The organism is Nitrospirillum karajorum (genome assembly GCF_036348415.1).
Taxonomy (GTDB): Bacteria; Pseudomonadota; Alphaproteobacteria; order Azospirillales; family Azospirillaceae; genus Nitrospirillum; species Nitrospirillum amazonense_B.
This window is the reverse complement of sequence record NZ_JAZBQB010000003.1, coordinates 355,341-378,962: the sequence shown is the minus strand read 5'-3', so window position 1 is coordinate 378,962 and position 23,622 is coordinate 355,341. Positions and strand designations below refer to the sequence as shown.

17 protein-coding genes are annotated in these 23,622 nt (G+C 68.7%); 7 read left to right on the top strand and 10 right to left on the bottom strand.

Annotation, left to right across the window (positions count from 1 at the left end):
- Positions 1-30: 30 nt before the first annotated feature.
- On the bottom strand, positions 31-3,018 hold the full coding sequence (locus UCD39_RS15375; protein ID WP_330496837.1) for a ligand-binding sensor domain-containing diguanylate cyclase: 2,988 nt from the start codon (positions 3,016-3,018) through the stop codon (positions 31-33).
- A gap of 327 nt (positions 3,019-3,345) precedes the next feature.
- On the opposite strand from UCD39_RS15375, the gene UCD39_RS15370 reads away from it, so the two are divergent.
- Entirely contained in the window at positions 3,346-5,841 is a 2,496-nt protein-coding gene (locus tag UCD39_RS15370; RefSeq protein WP_330496836.1) for a zinc-dependent metalloprotease, read from the top strand.
- 85 nt (positions 5,842-5,926) lie between these two features.
- Positions 5,927-6,604, top strand: coding sequence for a cupin domain-containing protein (locus UCD39_RS15365; protein ID WP_330496835.1), 678 nt, complete (start codon positions 5,927-5,929; stop codon positions 6,602-6,604).
- Here the strand turns inward: UCD39_RS15365 and UCD39_RS15360 are convergent, their stop codons facing one another.
- From UCD39_RS15360 to UCD39_RS15345, 4 genes are all read right to left on the bottom strand, one after another.
- On the bottom strand, positions 6,605-7,156 hold the full coding sequence (locus UCD39_RS15360) for a DUF4199 domain-containing protein (protein ID WP_330496834.1): 552 nt from the start codon (positions 7,154-7,156) through the stop codon (positions 6,605-6,607).
- A 103-nt stretch (positions 7,157-7,259) separates the two neighbouring features.
- Positions 7,260-7,754 (bottom strand): LuxR C-terminal-related transcriptional regulator, encoded by a 495-nt coding sequence (locus UCD39_RS15355; protein ID WP_330496833.1) that lies wholly within the window; start codon positions 7,752-7,754, stop codon positions 7,260-7,262.
- Positions 7,755-7,826: 72 nt separating this feature from the next.
- A complete protein-coding gene (locus tag UCD39_RS15350; RefSeq protein ID WP_330496832.1) occupies positions 7,827-8,741 on the bottom strand; it encodes a pseudouridine-5'-phosphate glycosidase in 915 nt (304 codons plus the stop codon).
- 8 nt (positions 8,742-8,749) lie between these two features.
- The gene (locus UCD39_RS15345; protein ID WP_330496831.1) at positions 8,750-9,856 is read right to left on the bottom strand and encodes a carbohydrate kinase; all 1,107 of its coding nucleotides are present in this window, start codon (positions 9,854-9,856) and stop codon (positions 8,750-8,752) included.
- A gap of 290 nt (positions 9,857-10,146) precedes the next feature.
- Between UCD39_RS15345 and UCD39_RS15340 the strand changes: the two genes are divergently transcribed.
- The 3 genes from UCD39_RS15340 to UCD39_RS15330 all read left to right on the top strand — a co-directional run bounded on the left by UCD39_RS15340 (position 10,147) and on the right by UCD39_RS15330 (position 14,921).
- Positions 10,147-11,958: a tyrosinase family protein gene (locus UCD39_RS15340; protein WP_330496830.1), complete on the top strand. Its 1,812-nt coding sequence runs from the start codon at positions 10,147-10,149 to the stop codon at positions 11,956-11,958.
- Between the two features lie 845 nt (positions 11,959-12,803).
- Positions 12,804-13,199: a hypothetical protein gene (locus UCD39_RS15335; RefSeq protein WP_330496829.1), complete on the top strand. Its 396-nt coding sequence runs from the start codon at positions 12,804-12,806 to the stop codon at positions 13,197-13,199.
- Between the two features lie 216 nt (positions 13,200-13,415).
- Positions 13,416-14,921: a S10 family peptidase gene (locus tag UCD39_RS15330; protein WP_330496828.1), complete on the top strand. Its 1,506-nt coding sequence runs from the start codon at positions 13,416-13,418 to the stop codon at positions 14,919-14,921.
- Positions 14,922-14,997: 76 nt separating this feature from the next.
- Here UCD39_RS15330 and UCD39_RS15325 read toward each other — a convergent pair whose 3' ends face one another.
- The 5 genes from UCD39_RS15325 to UCD39_RS15305 are packed head-to-tail and all read right to left on the bottom strand — an operon-like array spanning position 14,998 to position 20,232.
- Positions 14,998-16,062, bottom strand: a complete 1,065-nt coding sequence (locus tag UCD39_RS15325) for an ABC transporter ATP-binding protein (RefSeq protein WP_330496827.1) — start codon at positions 16,060-16,062, stop codon at positions 14,998-15,000.
- A gap of 9 nt (positions 16,063-16,071) precedes the next feature.
- Positions 16,072-16,911, bottom strand: a complete 840-nt coding sequence (locus UCD39_RS15320) for a carbohydrate ABC transporter permease (RefSeq protein WP_330496826.1) — start codon at positions 16,909-16,911, stop codon at positions 16,072-16,074.
- Entirely contained in the window at positions 16,908-17,795 is an 888-nt protein-coding gene (locus tag UCD39_RS15315) for a carbohydrate ABC transporter permease (protein ID WP_330496825.1), read from the bottom strand. Before UCD39_RS15315 ends, UCD39_RS15320 begins: the two co-directional genes overlap by 4 nt.
- Positions 17,792-19,057, bottom strand: coding sequence for an ABC transporter substrate-binding protein (locus UCD39_RS15310; RefSeq protein WP_330496824.1), 1,266 nt, complete (start codon positions 19,055-19,057; stop codon positions 17,792-17,794). Before UCD39_RS15310 ends, UCD39_RS15315 begins: the two co-directional genes overlap by 4 nt.
- The gene (locus tag UCD39_RS15305; protein WP_330496823.1) at positions 19,057-20,232 is read right to left on the bottom strand and encodes an aminotransferase class I/II-fold pyridoxal phosphate-dependent enzyme; all 1,176 of its coding nucleotides are present in this window, start codon (positions 20,230-20,232) and stop codon (positions 19,057-19,059) included. The genes UCD39_RS15310 and UCD39_RS15305 overlap by 1 nt, the downstream gene beginning before the upstream one ends.
- A gap of 381 nt (positions 20,233-20,613) precedes the next feature.
- On the opposite strand from UCD39_RS15305, the gene UCD39_RS15300 reads away from it, so the two are divergent.
- Both UCD39_RS15300 and UCD39_RS15295 read left to right on the top strand, forming a co-directional pair.
- Positions 20,614-22,950, top strand: a complete 2,337-nt coding sequence (locus UCD39_RS15300) for an Orn/Lys/Arg family decarboxylase (RefSeq protein ID WP_330496822.1) — start codon at positions 20,614-20,616, stop codon at positions 22,948-22,950.
- 11 nt (positions 22,951-22,961) lie between these two features.
- Entirely contained in the window at positions 22,962-23,621 is a 660-nt protein-coding gene (locus UCD39_RS15295) for a GNAT family N-acetyltransferase (RefSeq protein WP_330496821.1), read from the top strand.
- Position 23,622: the final 1 nt, after the last annotated feature.

Below are 23,622 nucleotides of genomic sequence, written 5' to 3'. Positions count from 1 at the left end.
GTGGCCGGGAATATCGGGGGCGTTTGATGCTCACCCCGCCGATTGGATCATTTCCACCCGGTTGCGGCCGCCTTCCTTGGCGCGGTACAGGGCGGCGTCGGCGCGGGCGTAGAGGTCGTCCAGCCCCTCGCCGTGGCGCAGTTCCGCCAGGCCCAGGCTGGCGGTGATGCGGATGGCGGCGCCCCCCTCGATCGGCACGCAGTCGTCGCCGATGGCCTGGCGCACCCGGTCGGCCAGCAGGCGGGCGCCCTGGGCCGCGGTATGGGGCATCACCACGGCGAATTCCTCCCCGCCGATGCGCCCCACCAGGTCGGTGCCGCGCACATGGCTGGCGATCACCCGGCCGGCGGCGGCCAGCACGGCGTCGCCACCGGGATGGCCGTGGGTGTCGTTCACGCGCTTGAAGTCGTCCAGGTCCAGGATGGCCAGCGTCAGGGGCGTGCCGTGGCGGTTGGCCAGCGCCACCATATCTTGCGCGCGTTCCATGAAATGGCGGCGGTTGGCGCAGCCGGTCAGCGGATCGGTGGTGGCCAAGTGCAGCAGGCGATCGTTGGCGGCGCGCAAGTCGGCGGTGCGGTCGGCGATCTGGTGTTCCAGTTCCGCCTGCCGCCGCCGCAGGTAACGGGTGCGCCACCGCACCACCACCACCACCGCCAACACCAGCAGCCCCGCGGCCAGCAGCCGCACCCATAGGCGCTGGTACCAGGCTGGCGTCACGCGCAGCGGCAGGGCCATGTCCCGTTCCGTCCACAGGCCGTCGCGGTTGCTGCCCCGCAGCCGCAGGGTGTAGTTGCCCGGCGGCAGGTTGGAATACAGCGCCAGGCGGCGGGTCACGTCGGCCTTGATCCACCCGGAATCATAGCCCTCCAGCTGGTAGGCGTAGAGGTTCCGGCCCGGTGACGTGTAGTCCAGGGCGGCGAACTCCACCGCCAGGCTGTCCGTCTCTGGGGTCAGCACCAGGGGCGCATCCTTCTTCAGCCGCCCCACGGGATAGGCTTGGCCGCCCACCCGCAGGTCGGTGATGACCACGGGTGCCGCGAAGCGCCAGGCGGGCAGGGTGCCGGGACGCACCACGGTCAGCCCGCCCTTGGAGCCGAACAGCGCCTCCCCGGCCGGGGTGGCGGCGCTGGCGCCCACGAAATAGTCCACCAGGGCGGACCCGTCAGCCCGGCGCACCGCCCGGATTTCCAGGGTTTGCGGGTCGATGCGCGCCAGGCCGTCGTCGGTGCCGGCCCAGATGACGCCCTCCCCATCCATCTGCAGGCTGCACACATTGGGGTGGGGCATGCCCTGGGCGATGCCGAAGTGGCGGAAGCGCGGCTTGCCGTTCGCGTCGCGTCCGGTCATCAGCGCCAGGCCGCCGCCGAAGGTGCCCACCCACAGGCGCCCCTGGCGGTCAATCAGCAGGCTGGAGATATAAGGGTCGGGCAGGCCCCGCGGGTCTTCCGGGGCCGGGGCTATGTGTTCGACCTTGCCGGCGGCCAGGTCGAAGTGGTTCAGCCCGTTCCGGGTGCCGATCCACAGTTCATGATCGCCGACGGTAAGCAGGGCACGGATGGTGCGATCGGACAGTTGCTCCTGATCATGGGGGGCTCCACCGAAGACCGGGCGCCCCGGCGTGCCGCCGGGACCGTCCATGGAATAGCTGTGGAGCCCATCCTCTTCGCCGCCCACCCACAGCATGCCCTGGTGGATGACAATGGTTTCGGTCGGAGCGGCGGGATCGCGGCCCGAAAGGGTGACGCGGCGCACGGCCAATGCCGCCGCATCGGCGCGGTAAACACCGCGCCGTGTGGCGATGTACACGCGGCCCGCCTCATCCTGGGTCATGGAATAGACGATGTCGGGGGGCAGCGCGTCCTCCGGCCGCCCGGGATCGGGGCGCAGCGCCGCCACCCGCCCGGCCAGTGGGTCGATCACATCGACGCCGCCATCGAAATACCCCAGCCAGACGCGGCCGTCGCGGGCCGCCATCACGGCGAACACGTCGCTGGCGCTCAGGCCTCCGGGCCGGCTGCCACCGAACACGGTGGCGATCAGGCCGCTGTCATGGGGGTGATAGCTGAGGCCGCCGGTGCCGCCGACCCACAGCGACCCCGCGCTGTCACGCATCAGCGCCCAGATGTCGTCATGGGCCAGGCTGTTGGGCTGGGTGCGGTCATGGCGGATGGGCCGCATCGCGCCCGTGCGGGTGTCGATGGCGACGATGCTGCGGTTGCGCAAACCCACCCAGATCTCATCGGGACCCGCGGCGCAGATGGCGGAGATCCAGCCCATCAGGTCGGTAGCGCTGGGATTCACCGCGTGCGGGGACGCGCCCGGCGTGTCGATGACGAACAAGCCTTGGCGGATGGTCCCGATCCAGATGCGCCCGCCACCATCCTGGAACAGGACCGAGACATTCGTTGGCTGCGTGTCGGCGCTCGTGGCCTGGGGCAGCGGCACCGCCGTGAAAGTGGCACCGTCCGGGGCCCGATAGGCCAAACCCCGGGCCGTGCCCACCCACAGGCCGCCGGCGCCGTCGCGCAACACCGCCTGAACCCGGCCAGCTGGCAGATCGCCCACCTGCGGCGCGCCGGCGCGCAGGGCGGTCACCGCCCTGCTGGCGATGTCCAGATGGCGCAAACCGTCCTCGGTTCCGATCCACAGGCCGTGATCGCCGTCGCCGGTGATGGCGCCGATGTCCGGCCGGCCGGCGATGGGGCCCAGGGGTATGGTTTCGAACCTGTCGCCGGCGGCGTCGTACAGCGCCAGGCTGTTGGTGCCCACCCAAAGGTGGCCGTCGGGGTCGACGAACAGGCTTTTGACGAAGTCGCTGGGCAGGCTGCCGGCCACGGCCAGGTCGGCGGTGTAGCTCTTGAAGCGGTATCCGTCCCAGCGGGCCAGGCCGCTTTGCGTCCCCACCCAGATGAAGCCGTCATGATCCTGCACAAGGGCGGTCGGCACCGGGTGGGGCAGCCCCTGGTCCCGGCCATAATTCTGGAACACGGTTTCCGCCAGGCCTGACCACCGCTCCATCCCGGCGGCCCAGGCATGAGGGTGAAGACCGGCCCCGGCCATCAGCAGCGCGATACCGCACAACCGGATGCCGCGTATGAGGGAACCGCCTATCCGCGCCACGCTCAAGATACTGCCGCCCATCATTCACACAATGCATGGGACCATAACATGCGGGGCGTGTCTTAACACCCGCCGCTTGCTACCAGCACGCTATCTTCTGGTCAGGGCATCGGGAATTTTCAGCGGATCTCAGGTGGCTTTTCAATATCTTGCTCTCGTCGGGCCTTGTGCCGCACCGGGGTTTTGACCCATCGTTCGCCCAACAAAGGAACATGGGGGCATCCGTTGCGCACTTCCCTGGTGGCCGTCCTGGCCCTGACCTTGGTCGCGAATTCGGCAGTGGTTACGACCATCGCATCCGCCGCACCCGGCGCGCCTGTCGCCGCAACCCCGCCCGCCCTGCAGGGACTGCCCCTCCAGGATGGCCTGATGCCGGTCCGGGTCGACAAGGCCCAGGGCAAGATCTTTCTGACCCTGCCGGCGCCGGGCAGCGACGGTGTGATGGCGCGGTACCTCTACACGCCGGCGCTGCGCACTGGCCTGGGCTCCGCCCCCACCTTCCTGGACCGGGGACGCATCGGACAGACGCAGGTGCTGGCCTTCCGCCTGTTGGGGGCCAAGGTCGCCCTTCAGTTCGAGAACCCGCGCTTCCGCAATCCCACGGCCGCCGGCCCCAGCGCCGACTTCGCCACCTCCATCGTCTGGATGGGGGATGCTGTGCCGTTGCCCGACGGGCGGGTGGCGGTGGATATCGCCAAGTTCCTGACCGCCGACATGCTGGGCATCGCCAAGTCGCTGGGGCAGGAGGGCGACGCCATCGGCACCGGCGGCGCGCCGCAGGGGGCGGGCCGGGGCTTCAGGCTGGACGGGGGCTTGAGCGCCGTCGATCCCACCTCGCTCAAGCTGTTTCCCGACAATCTGGAGGTCGACGCTATCCAGACCTACACCTCCGACCATCCGGGGGCGGAGGTGGAAAACATCGCCCCCGACGCCCGGCAGGTCAGCTTCACCGTCCATCACAGTTTCGTGCGCCTGCCGGGCCCCGGCTTCACCCCGCGCGCCTTCGACCCCCGCATGGGCGGTTTCTCCACCCAGGCGGTGGATTACGGCCGCCCCCTGGGCCAGGACGTGGTGCACGACGTGGCCAACCGCTTCCGCCTGGAAAAGGTGGACCCGGCCGCCGCCCGTTCCCGCGTCAAGAAGCCCATCGTCTTCTACCTGGACCGCACGGTGCCGGAGCCGATGCGCACCGCCCTGCTGGAGGGCATCAACTGGTGGGCCCAGGCCTTCGAGGCCGCCGGCTACATCGATGCCTTCAAGGCGGAGCCGCTGCCCGAGGGCGTGGACCCCCTGGACGTGCGCTATAACATCGTCAACTGGGTGGACCGCGCCACCCGCGGCTGGTCCTACGGGCAGGAGATCGTGGACCCGCGCACGGGGGAGATCGTGAAGGGCATGGTGGTCTTAGGCTCCGAACGGGTGCGGCAGGACATCCTGATCTTCCAGGGACTGGTGGGGGCGGACAAGATCGGGACCGGCGGGCCCAACGATCCGGTGCAGGTGGCGCTGGCCCGTTTGCGCCAGTTGGGCGCGCATGAGGTGGGGCACGCCCTGGGCTTCGCCCACAACTTCGCCGCCAGCACCCAGGGTCGCGCCTCGGTCATGGACTATCCCGCCCCGCGCATCGGCCTGGTGGATGGCCACCCCGACCTGTCGGACGCCTATGGCACCGGCGTGGGCGCCTGGGACAGGGCGACGGTGGACTGGCTGTACGGGACCGCGCCGGCCGGCCAGGACGACCAGGCTGCGGCCGACGCCAAGGCCGCGGCGGCGGTGGCGGCCGGCCTGCGCTATGTCCAGGACGACAACGCTCGCCGGCCGGACACGGCCCAGCCCTGGGGCGGCCTGTGGGATGACGGCGCCGATCCGGTGGCGGAGCTGACCCGCCTGATGGGCGTGCGCCGCGCCGCCATCGACCAGTTCGGCCTGAAGGCGCTGGCGCCGGGGGAGGCGGTGGCCGAGCTGCGCCGCCGCTTCGTGCCCATCTGGCTGTTGCACCGCTATCAGGTGAACGCCGCCGCCAAGTCGGTGGGCGGCGTCACCTTCGCCTATGCGGTGAAGGGCGACGGGCGTGAGGCGTCAGTGCCCGTGGCCGCCGATGCCCAGCGCGCCGCCCTGTCGGCCTTGCTTTCCACCCTGTCGGCCGATCAGTTGCGCGTGCCGGCCGGCCTGCTGCCCCTGCTGTCGGCCGCGCGCAACGGCAGCGACAACCGCCAGTTCGATATCGAACTGTTCGCCACCGCCGGCGGCCCGGTGTTCGACCCGCTGGTGGCGGCGGACGTTGCGGCCTCCGTCACGCTGAACACCCTGCTGGCGCCCAGCCGCCTGGCGCGGCTGGCGGTGCAGCACGCCGCCGATCCTCAGGCGCTGGGGGTGAATGAGGTGCTGGAGCGGCTGGTGTCCACCGTTCTGCCGGACAAGACTGACGCCGTCAGCCGCCGCGTCGCCTATCGCGCCATCGTCACCATGGCCCAGGTGGCCCGCCGCCCCGGCACCACGCCGGAGGTGGCCGCCCTGCTGGACCAGCGCGTGCATGAGGTGGCCGAGGCGCTGGCCCGTGGCCGGGGGGACGCGGAGGAGCGCGCCTGGGGCCTCAGCCTGGCCCGCCAGCTGCTGGACCCGCAGCAGGCGGACAAGCTGCTGGCCGACCGTTCCCGCGCGGTGGACGTGCCGCCTGGCGATCCCATCGGCGGGGAAAGCGACTGGATGGATTTGCCCTGAGCGGCCAGGCTTCCCGCAAAAGCTCTGCCCACCCATATGACGGGCGGGGCCGCGCGGCTCCGCCTGTTGAGGAAGGGGAAATGCCATGATGCGGCTGAACGATAATCTGACAGTGCGCACGGTGGTGCACGCCGGTGGCATGGAGTGGGTGCCCAGCCCGTCCCCCGGTGTGGACCGCCGCATGCTGTCGCGCATCGGGGATGAGAAGGCGCGCGCCACCTCCATCGTCCGCTATGCCGCCGGCAGCCGCTTCCCCACCCACCGCCATCCAGGCGGCGAGGAGTTCCTGGTGCTGGAGGGCGTGTTCCAGGATGAGACGGGAGATTTCCCCGCCGGCACCTATGTCCGCAACCCGCCCGGCAGCGGCCACGCCCCGGGTTCCGCGCCCGGCTGCGTCATCTTCGTCAAGTTGTGGCAGTTCCGGGCGACGGATGCCGAGCGCGTCGTGCGCCAGCCGGGGGAGGGGGAGGCGCTGCCCGCCCGCCCTGGCGTCGAGCGGGCCCTGCGCCTGTTCGCCGATGGGCATGAGGACGTACGGCTGGAGGACTGGCGAGCGGATGCCGAGGTGAGCCTGAGTAACCCGGATGGGCTGGAACTGCTGGTTCTCTCCGGCGGCTTCATGGAAGGGGGCGAGATGTTCCGCCCCCAGTCCTGGCTGCGCCTGCCCGCCGGCCAGGACCTGGTGGTCCACACCGGCGGGCAGGGGGCCCGCGTTTGGCTGAAGGCCGGGCCGTTGCTGCACCCGGACGTTTGCGCCTTCTGATCAGGCCAGGGCGGCCGGTGCGCGCCGGGCGGGCCAGAAGCGGCTGTCGCGCAGCAGGCCGGCGGAAACCAGCGACACCAGCACTCCGACGGGGAAGATTTCATTGAAGGTCATGGACAGGCGATAGAAGGGGTTGGCGTACTTCGCCTTCATCTTGTCCATCTCCGCCGTCAGGGCGGCCAGGGCCTCGTCCGAGGCACCCTTGGCCTTTTGCTGGCTGATCATCGCCTGGGCGTAGTCGTTGACATAGTCCATGTGATGCAGGGCCTGCGTCGCCTCCCACGCCAGGGCGTAGATCACCCCGCCGACGACGCTGATGCCCAGGCCCAGGAACAGGGCCGGCCAGAAACGGATGACGCCGCCCAATGTGGTATCGCGGTGGCGCTTCACCGCCAGGAAAATGGTGCTGAGCCCCACCAGCATGGTGGCATAGCCCAGGGCCATTTCGACGGCCATGGGCAGGTGGCCGTGCGGGACCGTGGTCAGCACCGCCATGGCCAAGCCGGAAATGAGGCCGGCGGCCAAGCCGTGGGTCAGGATTTTGCGCAGCATGCGAACGCCCCTTGTCTTGGTGTGATTACGCCCCCTCACAGGCCCGCAAATCCGGCCACGGGCAATCGCCCGAACGGGTGATTTGGATGGAATCACCCATAATTCAGGGCACCAGGCCCAGCTCGCGGGCGCGGTTGACGGCGTCGGTGCGGCGCTGGGCGCCCAGCTTCTCGAACAACCGGGCCAGGTGGGTCTTGACCGTGTTGGGGGAGATGTCCAGCACTAGGGCGATCTCCTTGTTGGAGCGGCCGGCCGCCAGTTCCCGCAGCACGGTCAGTTCGCGCGCGCTGATGCCCAGGCCGGCCTGGGCCTGGACGTTGCCCTCGGCCGGCAGCGGCGGGGCGGGGCGCATGAGCCGCACGCCCACCGCGACACCCAGGGCCAGGAAGCCGGCCGCGATCAGGAACAGGGTGATGTCGTCGGAATGGGCGCGGGCCAGGCGCTGATAGTCCAGCCATTGCAGCGCCATGGTGCCGGCGGCCAGGGCCAGGCCATAGAGCGACACGCGCCGCACGGTCGGCAGCCAGTCCGCCCGGCGCTGGAGCACGGCCCGCATGCGCTGCGGTACCAGGCGCTGCGGCAACAGGGGACGGCGCATGGCTTTCCTTTTGGCTGATCAGACCATTCGCCATGAAGGTCCGTCGGCGACCGTCCCGCTGTCAAGCCGGCCTCAGCCGGCGGCGTAGGCCACGGCGATGCGGGCGGCCAGGGCGGCGTTGTTCTTCACCAGGGCGATGTTGGCCGTCAGGCTGCGGCCGCCCGACAGCTCGTTGATGCGGGCCAGCAGGAAGGGGGTCAGGTCCTTGCGGCTGATGCCCCGGCCTTCGGCCTCCGCCACCGCGTCCGCGATGGTGCCGTCGATGAAGACGGGGTCCAGGGCGTCGGCCTCGGGGATGGGGTTGGCGATCAGGATGCCGGTGCCGCAGCCCAGATCGCGGTGCAGGCGCATGGCGGCGGCGATCTCATCCGCGCTGTCCAGGCGATGGTCGGCCTTGTGGCCGCTGCTGCGGGTGAAGAAGGCGGGGAAGTCGTCGCTGCCATAGGCGATGACGGGCACGCGCTGGGTTTCCAGGAACTCCAGCGTCTTGGGGATGTCCAGGATGGACTTCACCCCGGCGCAGACCACGGTGGTGGGCGTGCGGCCCAGCTCCGTCAGGTCGGCGGAGATGTCGAAGGTGGCCTCCGCCCCCCGGTGCACGCCCCCCACGCCGCCGGTGGCGAACAGGGGGATGCCGGCCAGGTCGGCGAGGCGCATGGTGGCGGACACGGTGGTGCCGGCGCTGCCCCGCCGCACCATGACGGCGGCGAGGTCCCGGCTGGACGCCTTCACGACCCCCTTGGCCTGGGCCAAATCCTCCAGCTCCTCCCCCGTCAGTCCGGCACGGGCCACGCCCCGCACCACGGCGATGGTGGCGGGCACGGCGCCGTTGGCGCGCACCACATCCTCCACGGCCAGCGCCGTTTCCAGGTTGGCGGGGTAGGGCATGCCATGGGTGATGATGGTGGATTCCAGCGCCACCACCGGCCGGCCGGCGGCCAGCGCGTCGGCGACCTCGGGGCTGAGGGCGGGTTTCAGAAGAGACATCGGGGACCTCAAATCGTCAGGCGGTTCAGGTTGGCGTCAAGCAAGTGCGGTGACAGGCCGGGGTGGACGCTGGCGGCGCTTTCGGTGGTCAGCGCGCCCACCAGGGCGCCCATCCTGGCGGCGGCGGTCAGGTCGTCGCCGGCCACCAGGCGGTAGAGGGTGCCGGCGATCATGGCGTCGCCGGCGCCGGTGGTGTCCAGGGGCAGGGCGGGAACCGCCGGGATATGGGCGGCGACGCCATCGCTGGCGATGGCCGTGCCCATCGCCCCCAGCGTGACGACCGTGCCGCCGGCACCCCGCGCCCGCAGCGCCAGGGCCGCCGCCACGGCGCCCTCCGGGCCGGCATGGCGGCTGCCCAGCAGGGCGTTGGCCTCATCCAGGTTCATGAACAGCAGGTCGATGCCCGCCAGGTTCCGGGGCAGGCGCGCCAGCTTGGGGATGGAGACGGCGTCGATGGCGAGGTTGAAGCGCGCCCCCCGGCGCCGCATGGCCAAGGCCGCCAGCGTTTCGGCCGGCAGGTTGCAGTCGGCGAAGACCCAGCTTGCCGACGCCAGATGCGGCCAGGCGCGGTCCAGCAGGGTGGGCGTGAGCAGGTCGAAGACGCGCATGTCGGCGGCGGCCAGGGCCAGGTCGCCGTCCGGCCCCAGGATGGCGGCGTACTCGGCGGTGGGGGCCTCGCCGGTGGTTATCACCTGGCTGACGTCTACGCCGAGGCCCCGCAGATGGCCCAGGATTTCGCGGCCGGCCTCATCCTCCCCCACGATGGAAACCAGGGCGGTGGGCACGGCCAGGCGGGCCAGGTTCTCCGCCACGTTGCGGGCGACGCCGCCGGGGCTGCGCACCCCGGTCACGGGGTTGGAGGTGGCGGGAACCAGGGGGGCCAGCGCCTGGTACTTGCGATCCAGCACGGCGCCACCCAGGCACACCACGCGGCGGCCCGCCGGCAGGATATAGCCCCGGCCCAGCAGCAGGCCCTTCTGCGTCAGGCTGACGACATGGGCGGCGACGGTGGAGCGGGCCAGGCCCAGCGCATCCGCCATCTCTTGCTGGCTGGCGAAGGGGTTGGCTTCGATGGCGGCTAAAACCGCGCGTTCCTGGTCGGTAAGGGTCGTCATGCCGATGGGCCCGGTGGCGGTTTCGCCTGCTGCGCAAAGGGCTATCTAAACATCTGTTTTACAAAAAACAATTGTTTGAGCGCATTGGGCATGCTTCTGGTTGTGCATATCTCTTGTCACAACTCGTAACTTAATACGTCTTGGCCGGCGACGCCGATTTGTCCATACTCCAGGTTGTCTATTTATATATTAATGCGTTTATGACGGGCAAAGCGTCGGACGCCTTGATGGGGGATGGAATGCGGCGATCAATGACGGCGATGGCACGCCGGTGGGGAATGTGCGCGGCCGTGGCGCTGGGGGTTGGGCTTGCGGCGGGGGCGGCGGCCGCCGACCCGCAGGTGGAAATCCTGGTGCATGGCGATGCCCGGACGGGCGCCCACTTCGACTATGTCACCTGGGCGCCCAGTCCGACCCTGGTGCGGGTGCGCCCCGGTTCCGGTTTGGCGCCGGACGCCACCGTCACCGTCGTGCTGACCAACGGCACCGCTCCGGCCGATGGCAAGGGCCATGTCAACTTCGCCCTGACGACGGACGAGTATAGGAAGGCGGTGGAGGGGGGCGGCGCCAAGGACCAGATCACCCTGACGCTGAAGGCCGACGGCACCCCCCAACCCATCATCGTGGCGGGTGATTTCCCGCATTTCAGCCGGAACGACAAGGACACGCCCATCGTCGCGCACCTGGGCACCGCCGCCGGGCCGGAGGTGGGCGCCGCCGCCGTCATGGTGCGGGTGCGCCGCAATGAGGAGACGCTGAGCGCGGAGGAGCGCAGCCGCTTCCTGTGGGCGCTGGCGGCGTTGCGCTTCCAGAAGTCGCCGGACCCGCGCTGGAAAGACACCTATACCTTCCTGGTCGAGATGCACGACATCGGCGCGCGGGGCATCATGGAGCCGGAGCCGGAACTGGCGGCCAAGGGCTATCCCGACCAGGAACACAAGGCGGCCGCCTTCGTGGCCTGGCATCGCGCCTTCCTGCTGGAGATGGAGCGCGCGCTGCAGAAGGTCGACCCGGCGGTGACGCTGCCCTACTGGCCCATGTACTACTCCCCGGGGAAGGACGGGGCGACGGTGTTCCACGCCGACTTCACCGGCGCCAACACCGTGGCCAATGACCCGGATTTCATGGCGACGGATCTCATCCGGTTCGACGCCGGCAACCCTTTGTACGGCTGGAACATGCCGGGACGCGGGCCGCTGATGCGCTGGCGCCAGGATCGCAACAACGTCAAGCTGTTCAACACGCCCGGCATGCTGCTGGACAAATCCAAGGCGGGGCTGAAGTCCAACTATTCCTTCATGGCGGGATCGGTGGAGGCCAACCCGCATAATGTCGGCCATGGCTGGTCTGGCGTGTGGATGTCGAACTGCAGGATCTCCCCCAGCGATCCCATGTTCTGGCCATTCCACACCTACTTCGACTGGGTTTGGGCCGCTTGGCAGCAGCATTACGACCGTTTCCGGTCCGATGGCGCCGATCCCGCCCAATATTGGCCCAACGACGCCTATGCCGACGGCAACCCCAGCAACCAGACCAATCCGCTGGGCCATCATCTGCGCGACACCATGTGGCCGTGGAACGGGGACATCCAGCCCACGCCGGTGGCGACCTTCAGCGCCCGCCGCCCGCCGGAGACCGTGGGGGGGCCGTTCGCGGCGTCGGGCGTGCCGGGCCTGTGGCCGCAGACCCCGGCCAAGCCCACGCCGGGCGTGTTCATCGACTACGCCGGTTATGTCACGTCCGATACCGACAGCGGCGTCGGCTATGACAACCTGCCCTGGTCGCCCAAGCAGCAGGCGCAGCCTTTCCAGGGCGACACCGCCCCCCGCCGGCCGCGCTGGCCGTCTTCCTGGCCAAGGACCGCCCGGCGGCGGAACGGGTGGAGCAGGGGGGCCAGGTCGACTTGGCCGCAGCCTTGGATGCCGAGACCGCCATCGCAGGCGTTGCACTGGCGGTGGGCGAGGATGCGGAGGTGCGCGCGGCGGCCCTGGACATTCTGGCCCGCGTCGACACCGCGACCGCGGTGGAAACAGCCTACAAGGTCGAGGGCGACGCCAAGAACCCCACCCTGGCCCATACGGTGGAGCGGGTGCGCGCCATGAGCATGTTCACCAACCGACCGGTTGAGATGCCGGCGGTGGCCGTCCCGGCGGCGCCCAAGACGGTGTCGGTGCTGGACAAGAAACTGTACAGCGCCGCCCGGAACGGCGTGCCCGACAACAATCAATGCCTCGTGGGCAGCCTGACGGTGGAGTTGCAGAATTTCCTGGCGAAGCCGACCAACGCCGTGCGCATGTTCCCACAGGATGCGGCGGCCTTCATCGCCTCCACCAACCTGTTCGAGGCGGTGCCGGCGGCCAACAGCCACCATGTGCATGAAGAGCACGCCGACGATTGCAAGACGCCCTTCTCCAAGACCGCGACGCTGGACACCATGCGCCGCCTTGTGAAAGCCAGCGCGACCACGCCCACCAGCGTCGGCGTCGATTGGTGGAGGACCAAAGCGATGGCCGTCACCGTGCTGGCCAATGCCGGCGATGGGGGCACCGTCAACCTGGTGAAGGACCTGGCGATGGATGCCAAGGCCACGGTCGATGCCCGCGCGGCGGCCGTGAACAGCCTGCGGCATATGAACGAAGCGGTCTTCGAGATTGTGGTGAGCAGCCTGGATCGGGACCCGATGACACCCTCCGCGCTGAAGGCGCAGGCCATCGCCGCCGTTGGCGCTTATGTCCAGGACCATGGCCGCGACCTGCGGTCGGACCAGCGCGCGCGCCTTGCCCACCTGCTGGCTACCGTGTCGGCCCAATCGCCGGAGGAACGGGCCGCGCTGGCCACGGCCCAGCGTATGCTGGCCCTGGCCGCCGGCTGATCCCATTCGTCCCATCCTCGACCGGACGGCGCGGTCCGTAGGCCGCGCCGTCCAGCCCCTTGAAGGAACAGTCCCATGGCCAATCCCCCGACCTTCGCCGACGTGCAGACCATCCTGTTCACCATCACCGCCTCGCAGGACGACATCCAGGAGCGGATCGAAATCTACGGCCGCCATGATGCCCAGGGCCGCTACAGCTGGGAAACCGAGCAAGAACTGCTGAACTCCATCGCCAACCCCTACGGGAGAGGCGACGTGCGGCTGATCCCCAACCTGAATTATGCCGCCATGACCGACGACGAGATCACCGAGCAGTGCACGCTGGTGTCCAAGCTGTCGCCCGGTGCGGATGGCAGTGACCCCGCCATGCCGCCGCTCAGCCCCGCCACCGCGCGCCGCCATGCCAGGCCAGATGAGCTGGCCACCATCCGCGACTGGCTGCGCACCCTGCCTTATCCCCGCGGATTCTGACCCATTCCCCGCGACTCAGTGGGCGTCATTTGGGATACGATATCCTCCGTCGGTTGCGCTGGACGGCCCCTTGGGGCCATTCATCAACCCTGGGTCCGGGCCAAATGGCCCCCTGGTGCGGCGGTCGGCGTCCCACCCTTGCGGGGCGCCGCCGCCCATGGTCTAAAAGTCGCCATCAGGCACCAGAGATGCCGACCGATCAGGGGACCATCCTTCATGCGCATCACCACGTTCGTCTCGTGCTTCGCCCTGCTCATGGCCATGGGCGCCCCCACCTACGCCGCCGACAAACCGTCTGACAAGGCCGCCCAGTCGGCGTCGAAGGATGATGGCGACCTGGCGCCGTTCCCGGCGCCGAAGTCGGTCAAGCAGACGGCCACCATCGCCGGCAAGCGCGTCGAGTACACGGCCACCGTCGGCTCCCTGCCGGTGAAGGATGAGAAGGGCAAGACCATTGGCGAGGTGGTGTACACCGCCTACACCGTGGCCGGTTCCGGCGCCGCCTCCCGGCCGGTGACCTTCGCCTTCAACGGCGGTCCCGGCGCCTCGTCCGTTTACCTGAACCTGGGGGCCATTGGTCCCAAGCAGGTGGCCTTCGGCAAGGCCGGCGACAGCCCGTCCGATCCGGCGGTGCTGAAGGACAACGCCAACAGCTGGCTGGACTTCACCGACCTGGTGTTCATCGACCCCATCGGCACCGGCTTCTCCCGCACCCGGGTGGATGAGGAACAGACCAAGAAGGCGTTCTACACCGCCAATTCCGACATCCATTACCTCAGCCGCATCATCTATGACTGGCTGCTGACCAATAACCGCCTGACCAGCAAGAAGTACCTGGTGGGTGAGAGCTACGGCGGCTATCGCCTGCCGCGCCTGGCCTATTACCTGCAAAGCCGCATCGGCGTCGGCGTGTCGGGCATGACCCTGGTGTCGCCCTATCTGGACCCGCCCGCCATCGGTGAGGCCGACGCCCTGTCGCCCCTGCCGTGGATGATCAACCTGACCGCCATGGCCGCCGGCAATTTCGAGCGCCAGGGCAAGCCGCTGAACGAAACCACCATGGGCCCGGTCGAGAAGTACGACCGGACGGAGTTCATGACCGACCTCATGGCCGGCCCGCGCGACAAGGCCGCCACCGACCGCCTGTCCGCCAAGGTGGCGGACCTGACCGGCCTGGACCCCAAGCTGGTGCGGCGCATGAACGGCCGGGTGGACATCGGCACCTATCTGCGGGAAATCCACCGCGCCGAGGGCAAGGTGGGCTCGGTCTACGACAGCAACGTCACCGCCTACGATCCGTTCCCGTCCAGCGCCGAGGCCCGCTACAACGACCCGCTGCTGGATGGCCTGATCGCCCCCACCACCTCCGCCATGGCGGACTTCGTCACCAACCAGGTCGGCTGGAAGGTGGAGGCGCGCTACAACGCCCTGTCCTATGAGGTCAACGAGGCTTGGACCCGCGACCATGAGGACAGCCCGGTCACCGACCTGCGCAAGGCCATCGCCAACGATCCCAAGATGGCGGTGACCATCGTCCACGGCTGGAACGACCTGTCCTGCCCCTACTTCGGTTCCCGCCTGCTGATCGACCAGATGCCGACCTTCGGCGTGGCGGAGCGGGTGAAGCTGCGCATGTACCCGGGCGGCCACATGTTCTACGCCCGCCCGGACAGCGGCGCCTCCTTCCGCAAGGACATCATGGCGATGTACGACGTGAAGTGACCGCCTGACCCGATTTGAAGAGTGTGCCGGCCGGGACCCGTTCCCGGCCGGTTTTTCATTTATAGGCCAGAGCCGCTCACCCGACGCGTGCGCCGGTGGTAGGGTCGAACAGCAGCGGCGCGCCGGGTGGTACAGCCAGGCCCACGGCGTCCCCGGGCGCTAGGCGCCGCCCGTCCATGGTGAACAGCTTCAGTCGTTGAGCGCCGAGGGCCAGGTGCGCCACCTGGCCGGTGCCCGCGGTCTCCACCACGTCAACGCGCGCCGCGACACCCTCGGCGGGATCGGCCAGGGCCAGGCGTTCGGGGCGCAGGCCCAGGGTGACAGCGGCGCCGGGTGCCAAGCCGGTGGGCGGCTGCACGCGGGCTAGCGTCTGGCCCTCCACCACCAGGGCGCCGTCGGCTGCCAGCGTCGCGTCCAGGAAGTTCATGGGCGGGGAACCGAGGAAGCCCGCCACGAACAGGTTGGCGGGGGTGTCGTAGAGATCCTGGGGGCTGCCCACCTGTTGAATAGCGCCGTCGTTCAGGGCGACGATGCGGTCGGCCATGGTCATGGCCTCCACCTGGTCGTGGGTGACATAGACGCTGGTGGCGCCCAGCTCCCGGTGCAGCTTGCGGATCTCATAGCGCATCTGCTCCCGCAGGCGGGCGTCCAGGTTGGACAGGGGCTCATCGAACAGGAAGGCCTTGGGGTTGCGCACGATGGCCCGGCCCATGGCCACGCGCTGGCGCTGGCCGCCGGACAGGGCCTTGGGCTTGCGCTCCAGCAGATTGGTCAGGCCCAGCTTCACAGCGGCCGCCTCCACCGCCTGGGTGATCTCGGCCGGGGGCAGGCGGCGCTGCTTGAGCGCGAAGCTCATGTTCTCCCGCACCGTCATGTGCGGGTAGAGGGCGTAGGACTGGAACACCATGGCGAGGTCCCGGTCCTTGGGCGCCACGTCGTTCACCAGCCGGCCGTCGATGTGGATCTGGCCGCCGCTGGGTTCCTCCAGCCCGGCGATCAGGCGCAGCAGGGTGGACTTGCCGCAGCCCGACGGCCCCATCAAGGCCACGAACTCCCCCTCCCGTATCTCCAGGTTGATGCCGCGCAGCACCGGGCCGCCGCCGTAATCCTTGCTCACTCGGGACAGGGTGATGGTGGCCATGGGGATGGGTCAGCCTTTCACGGCGCCGGCCGTCAGGCCCTGCACCAGATAGCGTTGGATCAGCAGGAAGAAGGCGCCGACCGGCAGCAGGGCGAGCACGCCGGCCGCCATCATCTGCCCGAAATCGACCGAGAATTTGGAGACGAAGCCCAGCAGCCCGGCGGGGAAGGTGCTGACGGCGGCGGAGGAGTTCAGCATCAGGCTGAACAGCAGCTCGCTCCACGCCGCGGTGAAGACGAAGCCGCCGGTGGCCGCCAGCCCGGGTAAGGTCAGGGGCAGGATGACGCGCCGCAGGGCCTGGAAGCGGGTGGCGCCGTCCATCATCGCCGCCTCCTCCAAATCCTTCGGAATGGCCTCGAAGAAGGATTGCATGAGGAAGGCGGCGAAGGGGGTGTTGAAGGCGGTGTAGACCACCACCAGGCCGGTCAGGCTGTTGGTCAGGCCCAGTGGCGCCAGCAGGCGGAAGATGGGCGCCACGATGATGACCAGGGGGAACATCTGGCTGATCAGCATCACCCCCACCACCCAGGCCTTGCCCCGGAAGTGGAAGCGCGAGAAGGCGTAGCCGGCGGCCGACGCGGCGGCGGTGGCCAACAGACCGGTCGCGGCGGAGACGATCAGGCTGTTGCGGAAAAACAGCGGAAACTGGCTGTGCCGCAGGACGGCCCCGTAATGGTCCAGCGTGACGCGGGACGGCCACAGCCGCACGCCCTCGCCATACATCAGATCGTCGGGCGTCAGCGACACCTTCAGCAGCCAGAACAGGGGAAACAGGGCGAAGGCGACGAAGGCCGCCAGCGCCAGGGCGTGCAGTAGGCGGGGCAGCACGCGGGCAAAAGTCTTGTTCATGCCCGCTCCGTCATCGCGTGGCGCAGCACCATGACGGCGGCGGCGTAAGCCAGCAGCAACAGCAGCAGCACGGCGGCCACGGCGGAGGCGTAGCCGAAGTCCAGGCGCTGGAAGGCCAGGGTGAAGATGTAGCTGGACAGGATCTGGGTGGCGTCGGCCGGTCCGCCCTTGGTCATCACCACGATCAGCTCGGCGAAATTGGCCACCCACACGGTGCGCAGCATGACGGTGATGGCGATGGTGGGGGCCAGCAGGGGCAGGGTGACGCGGCGGAAGCGCAGCACCGGCCCGGCGCCGTCCATGGCCGCCGCCTCGTAAATGTCCTTGGGAATGGACTGCAAGGCGGCCAGCAGGGTGATGGCGAAGAAGGGGATGCCCCACCACACATTGGCGGCGATGGGGCCCCACAGCGCCAGGTGCGGGTCGGACAGGATGTTCTCCGGCGTGGCCAGCAGGCCCAGGCAGTGCAGCCAATGGGGCAGGGGGCCGATCACCGGGTTGAACAGCCAGGCCCAGGTAAGGCCGGAGAGGAAGCCCGGCACCGCCCAGGGCAGGAAGACCAGGGCCTGCACCAGCCCGCGCCCGGGGAAGGGCCGGTTCAGCAGCAGCGCCAGGATAAGGCCGAAGGTGAATTGCAGGGCCACCGACACCGCCGTCCACACCACCGTGTTGCGCAGCGCCGTCCAGAAGCCGTCGTCGTCCAGCATCTCCCGAAAATGATCCAGGCCGACGAAATCGCCGCTCAACGGGTCCAGCAGGATCAGGTCATGGAAGGCGTAGGACAGGCCGGTGACCAAGGGCACCAGCATGATGGCGGCGATCAGCAGCAGCGACGGGGCGGTGTAGAAATAGGGTTCCAGCTTCAGGGCCAGGGCGCGGCTCATGGCTTCACCCCTTCCGCCTGCTTGCGCCGGGCCTTGGTCAGATAGGCGGCCCACTGCTTGTTCATGGTGGCGGGGCTGATCTGGCCCAGCAGGGCCTGCTGGCTGCTGCGCACCACCAGACTGTCGGCGAAATAGGCGAAGCCCGGCAGATAGGTGGGCATGAGGGTGGGCACCACATCCGGGTCGGCCAGTTCCGCGAACCAGCCCTGATAGATGGCGCCGGCGTACAGTGGATCATGCGCGGTGGCGGTGTAGATGGGCAGGGCGCCCGTCTGCTGGTTCCAGGCCAGGTTGCCGGCGGGATCGTTCAGGGCCACCACCAGATTCCAGGCCAGATCCTTGTGCGCGGACCTCTTGAAGATGGACCAGCCGGCGAAGCCCAGGGTGGGATAGGCTTTGCCGTTGGGGCCCTTGGGCCAGGGCGCCACGCCGAAATCCTCCGCCTTCATGCGGGCCTTAAGCGCGATCAGGGCGTCGGGGTCCTGGTCCACCATGGCGCAAGTGCCCGTGTAGAATCCGGCCACCACCTCGTTGAAGCCCCAGTTGACGCTGTCCTTGGGCGCCAAGCCTTTCTGGTACAGGTCGATCAGCCAGCTGGTGCCGGCCACCCAGCCGGGATCGTTCAGGGTGCTGGTGCCGTCGTCATGGAAGAAGGCGTTGCCGCCGGCGATGCTCGCCCCGAACATGACCCAGCCATTCAGGCCGCCCGGACCGCCGCGCAGGCAATAGCCGGACTTGCCCGGCAACTGGGCGATCCGGGCGGCGTCGGCGCGCAACTCCTCCAGGGTCTTCGGCGGCTCGGCGATGCCCGCCTGCCGGAACACCGCCTTGTTGTAGTACAGGGCGCGCAAATAGAAGCCGTAGGGCAGCATGTAGGCGGTGTCGGCCACCGACCGCGCCACCGTTAAGGCCCGGTCGTTCAGGCCCTTGGTTTCCGGCCAGCGCGCCAGATAGGGCTCCAGGCTCTCCAACTGGCCGTTGCCGGCATAGAGGGATAGCCAGCGGTCGGGCATCTCCACCACGTCGGGGATGTCGCCGGCCGCCACCATGGTGGCCAGCTTCTCAAACGCCGATCCCCAGGCCAGGGAGGTGATCTCCACATGGGTGCCGGGGTGGCGGGCCTCGAACCCCGCCACCAGATGCTTCAGCGTCTCCGTCCGCTCGGGGCTGCTGAGCACCTCCACCAGGCGCAACTCCTCGGCGCGGGCCGGAAGCGCGGGCAGCGCGAGAGCCAGGGTGAGGAGCAGCCGCTTCAGCATCATCAGCGTTTGGCTACCCGCAAGGCCTGGTCCAGGTCGGCCCACAGCGCCTCCGTCCCCTCCAGCCCGACATGCAGGCGCACCATGGTGGCCGGCACGCCGAAATCGAGGGCGGAGTTGGGACCGGCCGCCTGGACGTGGGTGACCAGCGCCGGCACCACCAAGCTTTCATGCCCGCCCCAGCTGACGCCCAGGTGGAACAGGTCCAGCGCGTCGCACAGGGTGGGAATGTCGATGCCGTCATCCACGGTGAAGGCGAACAGGCCCGAGGTGCCGGTCAGGCCCGGCGGCAGGGGGGCCATCAGCGCCGGATGGTGAACCTTGGTGACGTTGGGATGCTCGGCCAGCCGCCGCGCCAGGGTCAGGGCCGACGCCTCGTGCGCCTTCATGCGGATGGGCAGGGTACGCAGGCCGCGCAGCAGCAGCCAGGCCTCGAACGGCCCCAGCTTGGCGCCGATATAGGGGCAGATGGCGCGGCGGATGAGGCCGGTCAGTTCCTGCCGGCCCGCCACCACGCCCGCCACCGTGTCGCTGTGCCCGCCGATGTATTTGGAGGCGGAGTGCAGCACCAAATCCACCCCCAGGGCCGCCGGCCGCTGGAAGACGGGCGTGGCCCAGGAATTGTCGATCAGGCTGACGGCGCCGTGCTTCCTGGCCAGGGCCGCCAGGGCGGCCACGTCGTGCGCCTCCATCATCCAGCTGTTGGGGCTTTCCAGGTACAACAGGCGGGCGCCGGGCAAGGCGGCGTCGACGGCGGCCAGGTCGGCGCCGTCGACGTACGTCGTGGTGATTCCCCACTTCTTCAGCAGCGTTTCGAACAGGCGATAGGCGTCCGGGTAGACATGGCGGACGCAGACGATGCGGTCACCCGGCTGCACGAAGGCCAGCACGGCGCCGGAGATGGCGGCCATGCCGCTGGGGAAGCCGATGGCATCCTCCGTCCCCTCCAGCGCCGCCATCTTGCGCTCGAACTCCGCCACCGTGGGGTTGGTGGTGCGGGAGTAGACGTTACGCGCCTTCTTGCCGGCGTAGGTGTCCGCCATCTCCTGGAAGCTGCCGAAGGTGAACAGCGAGGTCTGGACGATGGCCGGCACCACCGCCTCATAGGCATGCGCGCTCTCGTCATGCGCCACCAGGCGCTGGGCACGGGCGACGGGATCGTCAGGCGGTTCGATCATGGGGCGTTCCGGTTTTGGGGGACAGGGCCTGACTGTCGTCCCGCGCCGTTCCGGCACTGCGGGCGCGGGAAAGGACGGGTGGCCGGGCCAGCCAATGAGGTGGGGGAAGTGGAAGGGGGCGGGCGGGCGCGGGCACGGCACCTCGGATGTGTCGGCCAGGCTGGCGCTGTCCCGACGCCGCCTGAAATTGGTTTCACATCCGATGATTAGCCGCTTGGGAGGGGGTGTCAAGCGGATGCGGCCACGGCCGTCCGCGGAACCCATCGGCGGAACGGTGTGAACTTTCTTTGAAATTTCTTTTGTGACCGATGGCGGGACATGATCCTTTCTCCACCCACGCCCGTTTCCCCACCCTGGCCAGTCCTTAACGGAGCCATCGCCATGGACTTTTTCCGCCGCTTCAATTTCCTGGTCTGCGCCCCGGCCTTCGAGGCCGATGAGCTGGAGGGCACGCGGCTGCAGGACATCATCGTGGAGGTGGAGCGGCTGGGCTTCGAGGTGACCAAGGCCCGCCGCATCGAGGACGCGGAACTGGCCATCCGCACCGACGCGGCCATCGGCTGCATGGTGCTGGACTGGGGCAAGCGCGGGCCGGAAGGCAAGGCCGCGGCCCTGATCTCGCTGGTGCGCAGCCGCGGCCTGGAAATGCCCATCGTCCTGCTGGTCCGGCGCAAGCGGCTTGAAGACATCCCGATGGAGGTGATGCGGGAGATCGACGGCTACGTCTTCCTGGCGGAGGAGACGCCGCAATTCATCGCCAAGAACCTGATCAGCCGTCTGCGCCAATATGCCGAAACGCTGAAGACGCCCTTCTTCGGCGCCCTGGTCGACTATGCCGAGGAAGGCAACCAGCTGTGGACCTGCCCCGGCCACAACGGCGGCATCTTCTACAGCCGCAGCCCCATCGGCCGCATCTTCGTGGAGCATCTGGGCGAGGCCATCTTCCGCGACGACCTGGACAATTCGGTGGTCGATCTGGGCGACCTGCTGGTGCATGAGGGGCCAGCGCTGCGCGCGCAGAAGGAAGCGGCCAAGATCTTCGGCGCGGAGCGCACCTATTTCGTGCTGAACGGCACCTCCGCCTCCAACAAGGTGGTGCTGGGCGCCCTGGTGGCGGAGGACGACCTGGTCCTGTTCGACCGCAACAACCACAAGGCCGCCCACCATGGCGCCCTGCTCATGGGCCAGGGCACGCCCATCTTCCTGGAGACCGACCGCAACGCCCACGGCCTGATCGGCCCCATTGATTACGAGGCGCTGGACGAGGCGGCGATCCGCGAGAAGATCCGCACCCATCCCATGGTGAAGGACCCCGAGGCCTGGAAGAAGCCGCGCCCCTTCCGCGTGGCGGTGATCCAGCAATGCTCCTACGACGGCACCATCAACAACGCCGACCTGCTGGTGGAGAAGCTGGGCCCGCTTTGCGACTACATCCTGTTCGACGAGGCCTGGGCCGGCTTCATGAAGTTCCATCCCCTGTACCAGGGCCGCTATGGCATGGGGGTGAAGAACCTGGGCCCCAACAGCCCCGGCATCATCACCACCCAGTCCACGCACAAGCAGCTGGCCAGCTTCAGCCAGGCCTCGCAGATCCATGTGAAGGACAAGCACATCGGCGACCAGGAGCGGCGGGTGGAACACCGCCGTTTCAACGAATCCTTCCTGCAGCACGCCTCCACCAGCCCCTTCTATCCCATCTTCGCCTCGCTGGACGTCGGCGCGCAGATGATGAAGGGCAAGTCGGGCGAGGTGCTGTGGGACGACACCATCCGCCTGGGCATCGAAATCCGCAAAAAGCTGCGCGCCATCGCCCGCGAATTTATCGAGAAAGAGGGCGACGTCTCGCGGCAGTGGTTCTTCGACCCCTTCGTGCCCGACCTCACCCGCCTGGACGGCCGCGATGTGCGGTGGGAGGACGTGCCCACCGATGAGCTGGCCCGCGACCCCAGCCACTGGATGCTGGAGCCGGGGCGGTCCTGGCATGGCTACAAGCACCTGGGGCCGAACTATGCCATGACCGACCCCAACAAGCTGACCATCCTGACCCCCGGCTTCGACCGCCGCACCGGCGCCTATCTGGAACAGGGCGTGCCGGCCCCCGTGGTGGCGGAATACCTGCGCGAAAACCAGATCGTGCCGGAGAAGAACGACCTGAACTCCCTGCTGTTCCTGCTGACCCCGGGCGTGGAGAGCAGCAAGGCCGGCGGCTTGATGAGCGCGCTGATCTTCTTCAAGCGGCTGCATGACGACAACGCGCTGCTGGATGAGATCATGCCCGACTTCGTCCGCCGCCGCGCGCCGCGCTACAACGGCGTGCGCCTGGGCGACCTGTGCCGCGACATGCACAGTTTCTACCGTGATCACAACATCAGCGCCCTGCAGCGCCGCCAGTTCCGGCCGGAGCACCTGCCGGAAATGGCCATGCTGCCCCATGTCGCCGCCAAGCAACTGGTGCGCAACAAGGTGGACTTTGTCACCCTGGACCAACTGCCGGGCCGCATCGCCACCACCCTGATGCTGGTCTATCCACCCGGGATCGCCACCGTGCTGCCGGGCGAGCGGCTGACGGAACGGGCGGCGCCCATGATCGAGTATTTGAAGGTGTTCGAGCAGGCGACCAACCTGTTCCCCGGCTTCGATAACGAAATCCAGGGTGTGTATCGCAAGCTGGACCCCGACGGCCGCACCCGCTTTTATACCTACGTCGTCCGCGAATAAGGCCGCCGCCCATGAGCTTCATGCCCGACCGCGACCCCGCCACGGTTTCCGACAGTGGCCCTGGCCCGGCCGCCGCCCCCACCGTGATCGTCCGCACCTCGACCGAGGCGGATGTGGAGGCGATGCTGGCCATCTACACCCATTACATCAACCGGGGGATCGGCGATTACGAGCCCGAGCCCCTGGACGAGCACGACATCAAGCGCCGGCGCAAGAACATGCTGAACAAGCGGCTGCCCCATGTGGCGGCCGAACTGGACGGCGTGCTGGTCGGCTACGCCTATGCCGTGCCCTTCCGCAAGCGCCCGGCCTATCGCTATACGGTCAAGCACTCGATCTATGTGCATCCCGACCATCTGTCGCGGGGCATCGGCCGGCAGTTGATGCAGGTGCTGATCGACGCCTGCGCCGCGGCGGGGTACCGGCAGATGATCGGCTATATCGACGCGGAGAACACGCGGTCCCTGCAGATGCATGAAAGCTTCGGCTTCACGCGCGCGGGCTATCTACCGTCCGTCGGGTACAAGTTCGGCCGCTGGACGGACTCCGTCCAGGTGATCCGCCCCTTGGGCGAAGGCAACACCACGCCGCCGACGCCCATGCCCAAGAAGGTGAAGGCGAAGCCGGCGGCGGCCGAGCCTACGGCTCCGCCGCCGGATGCGGGGTCCTGAG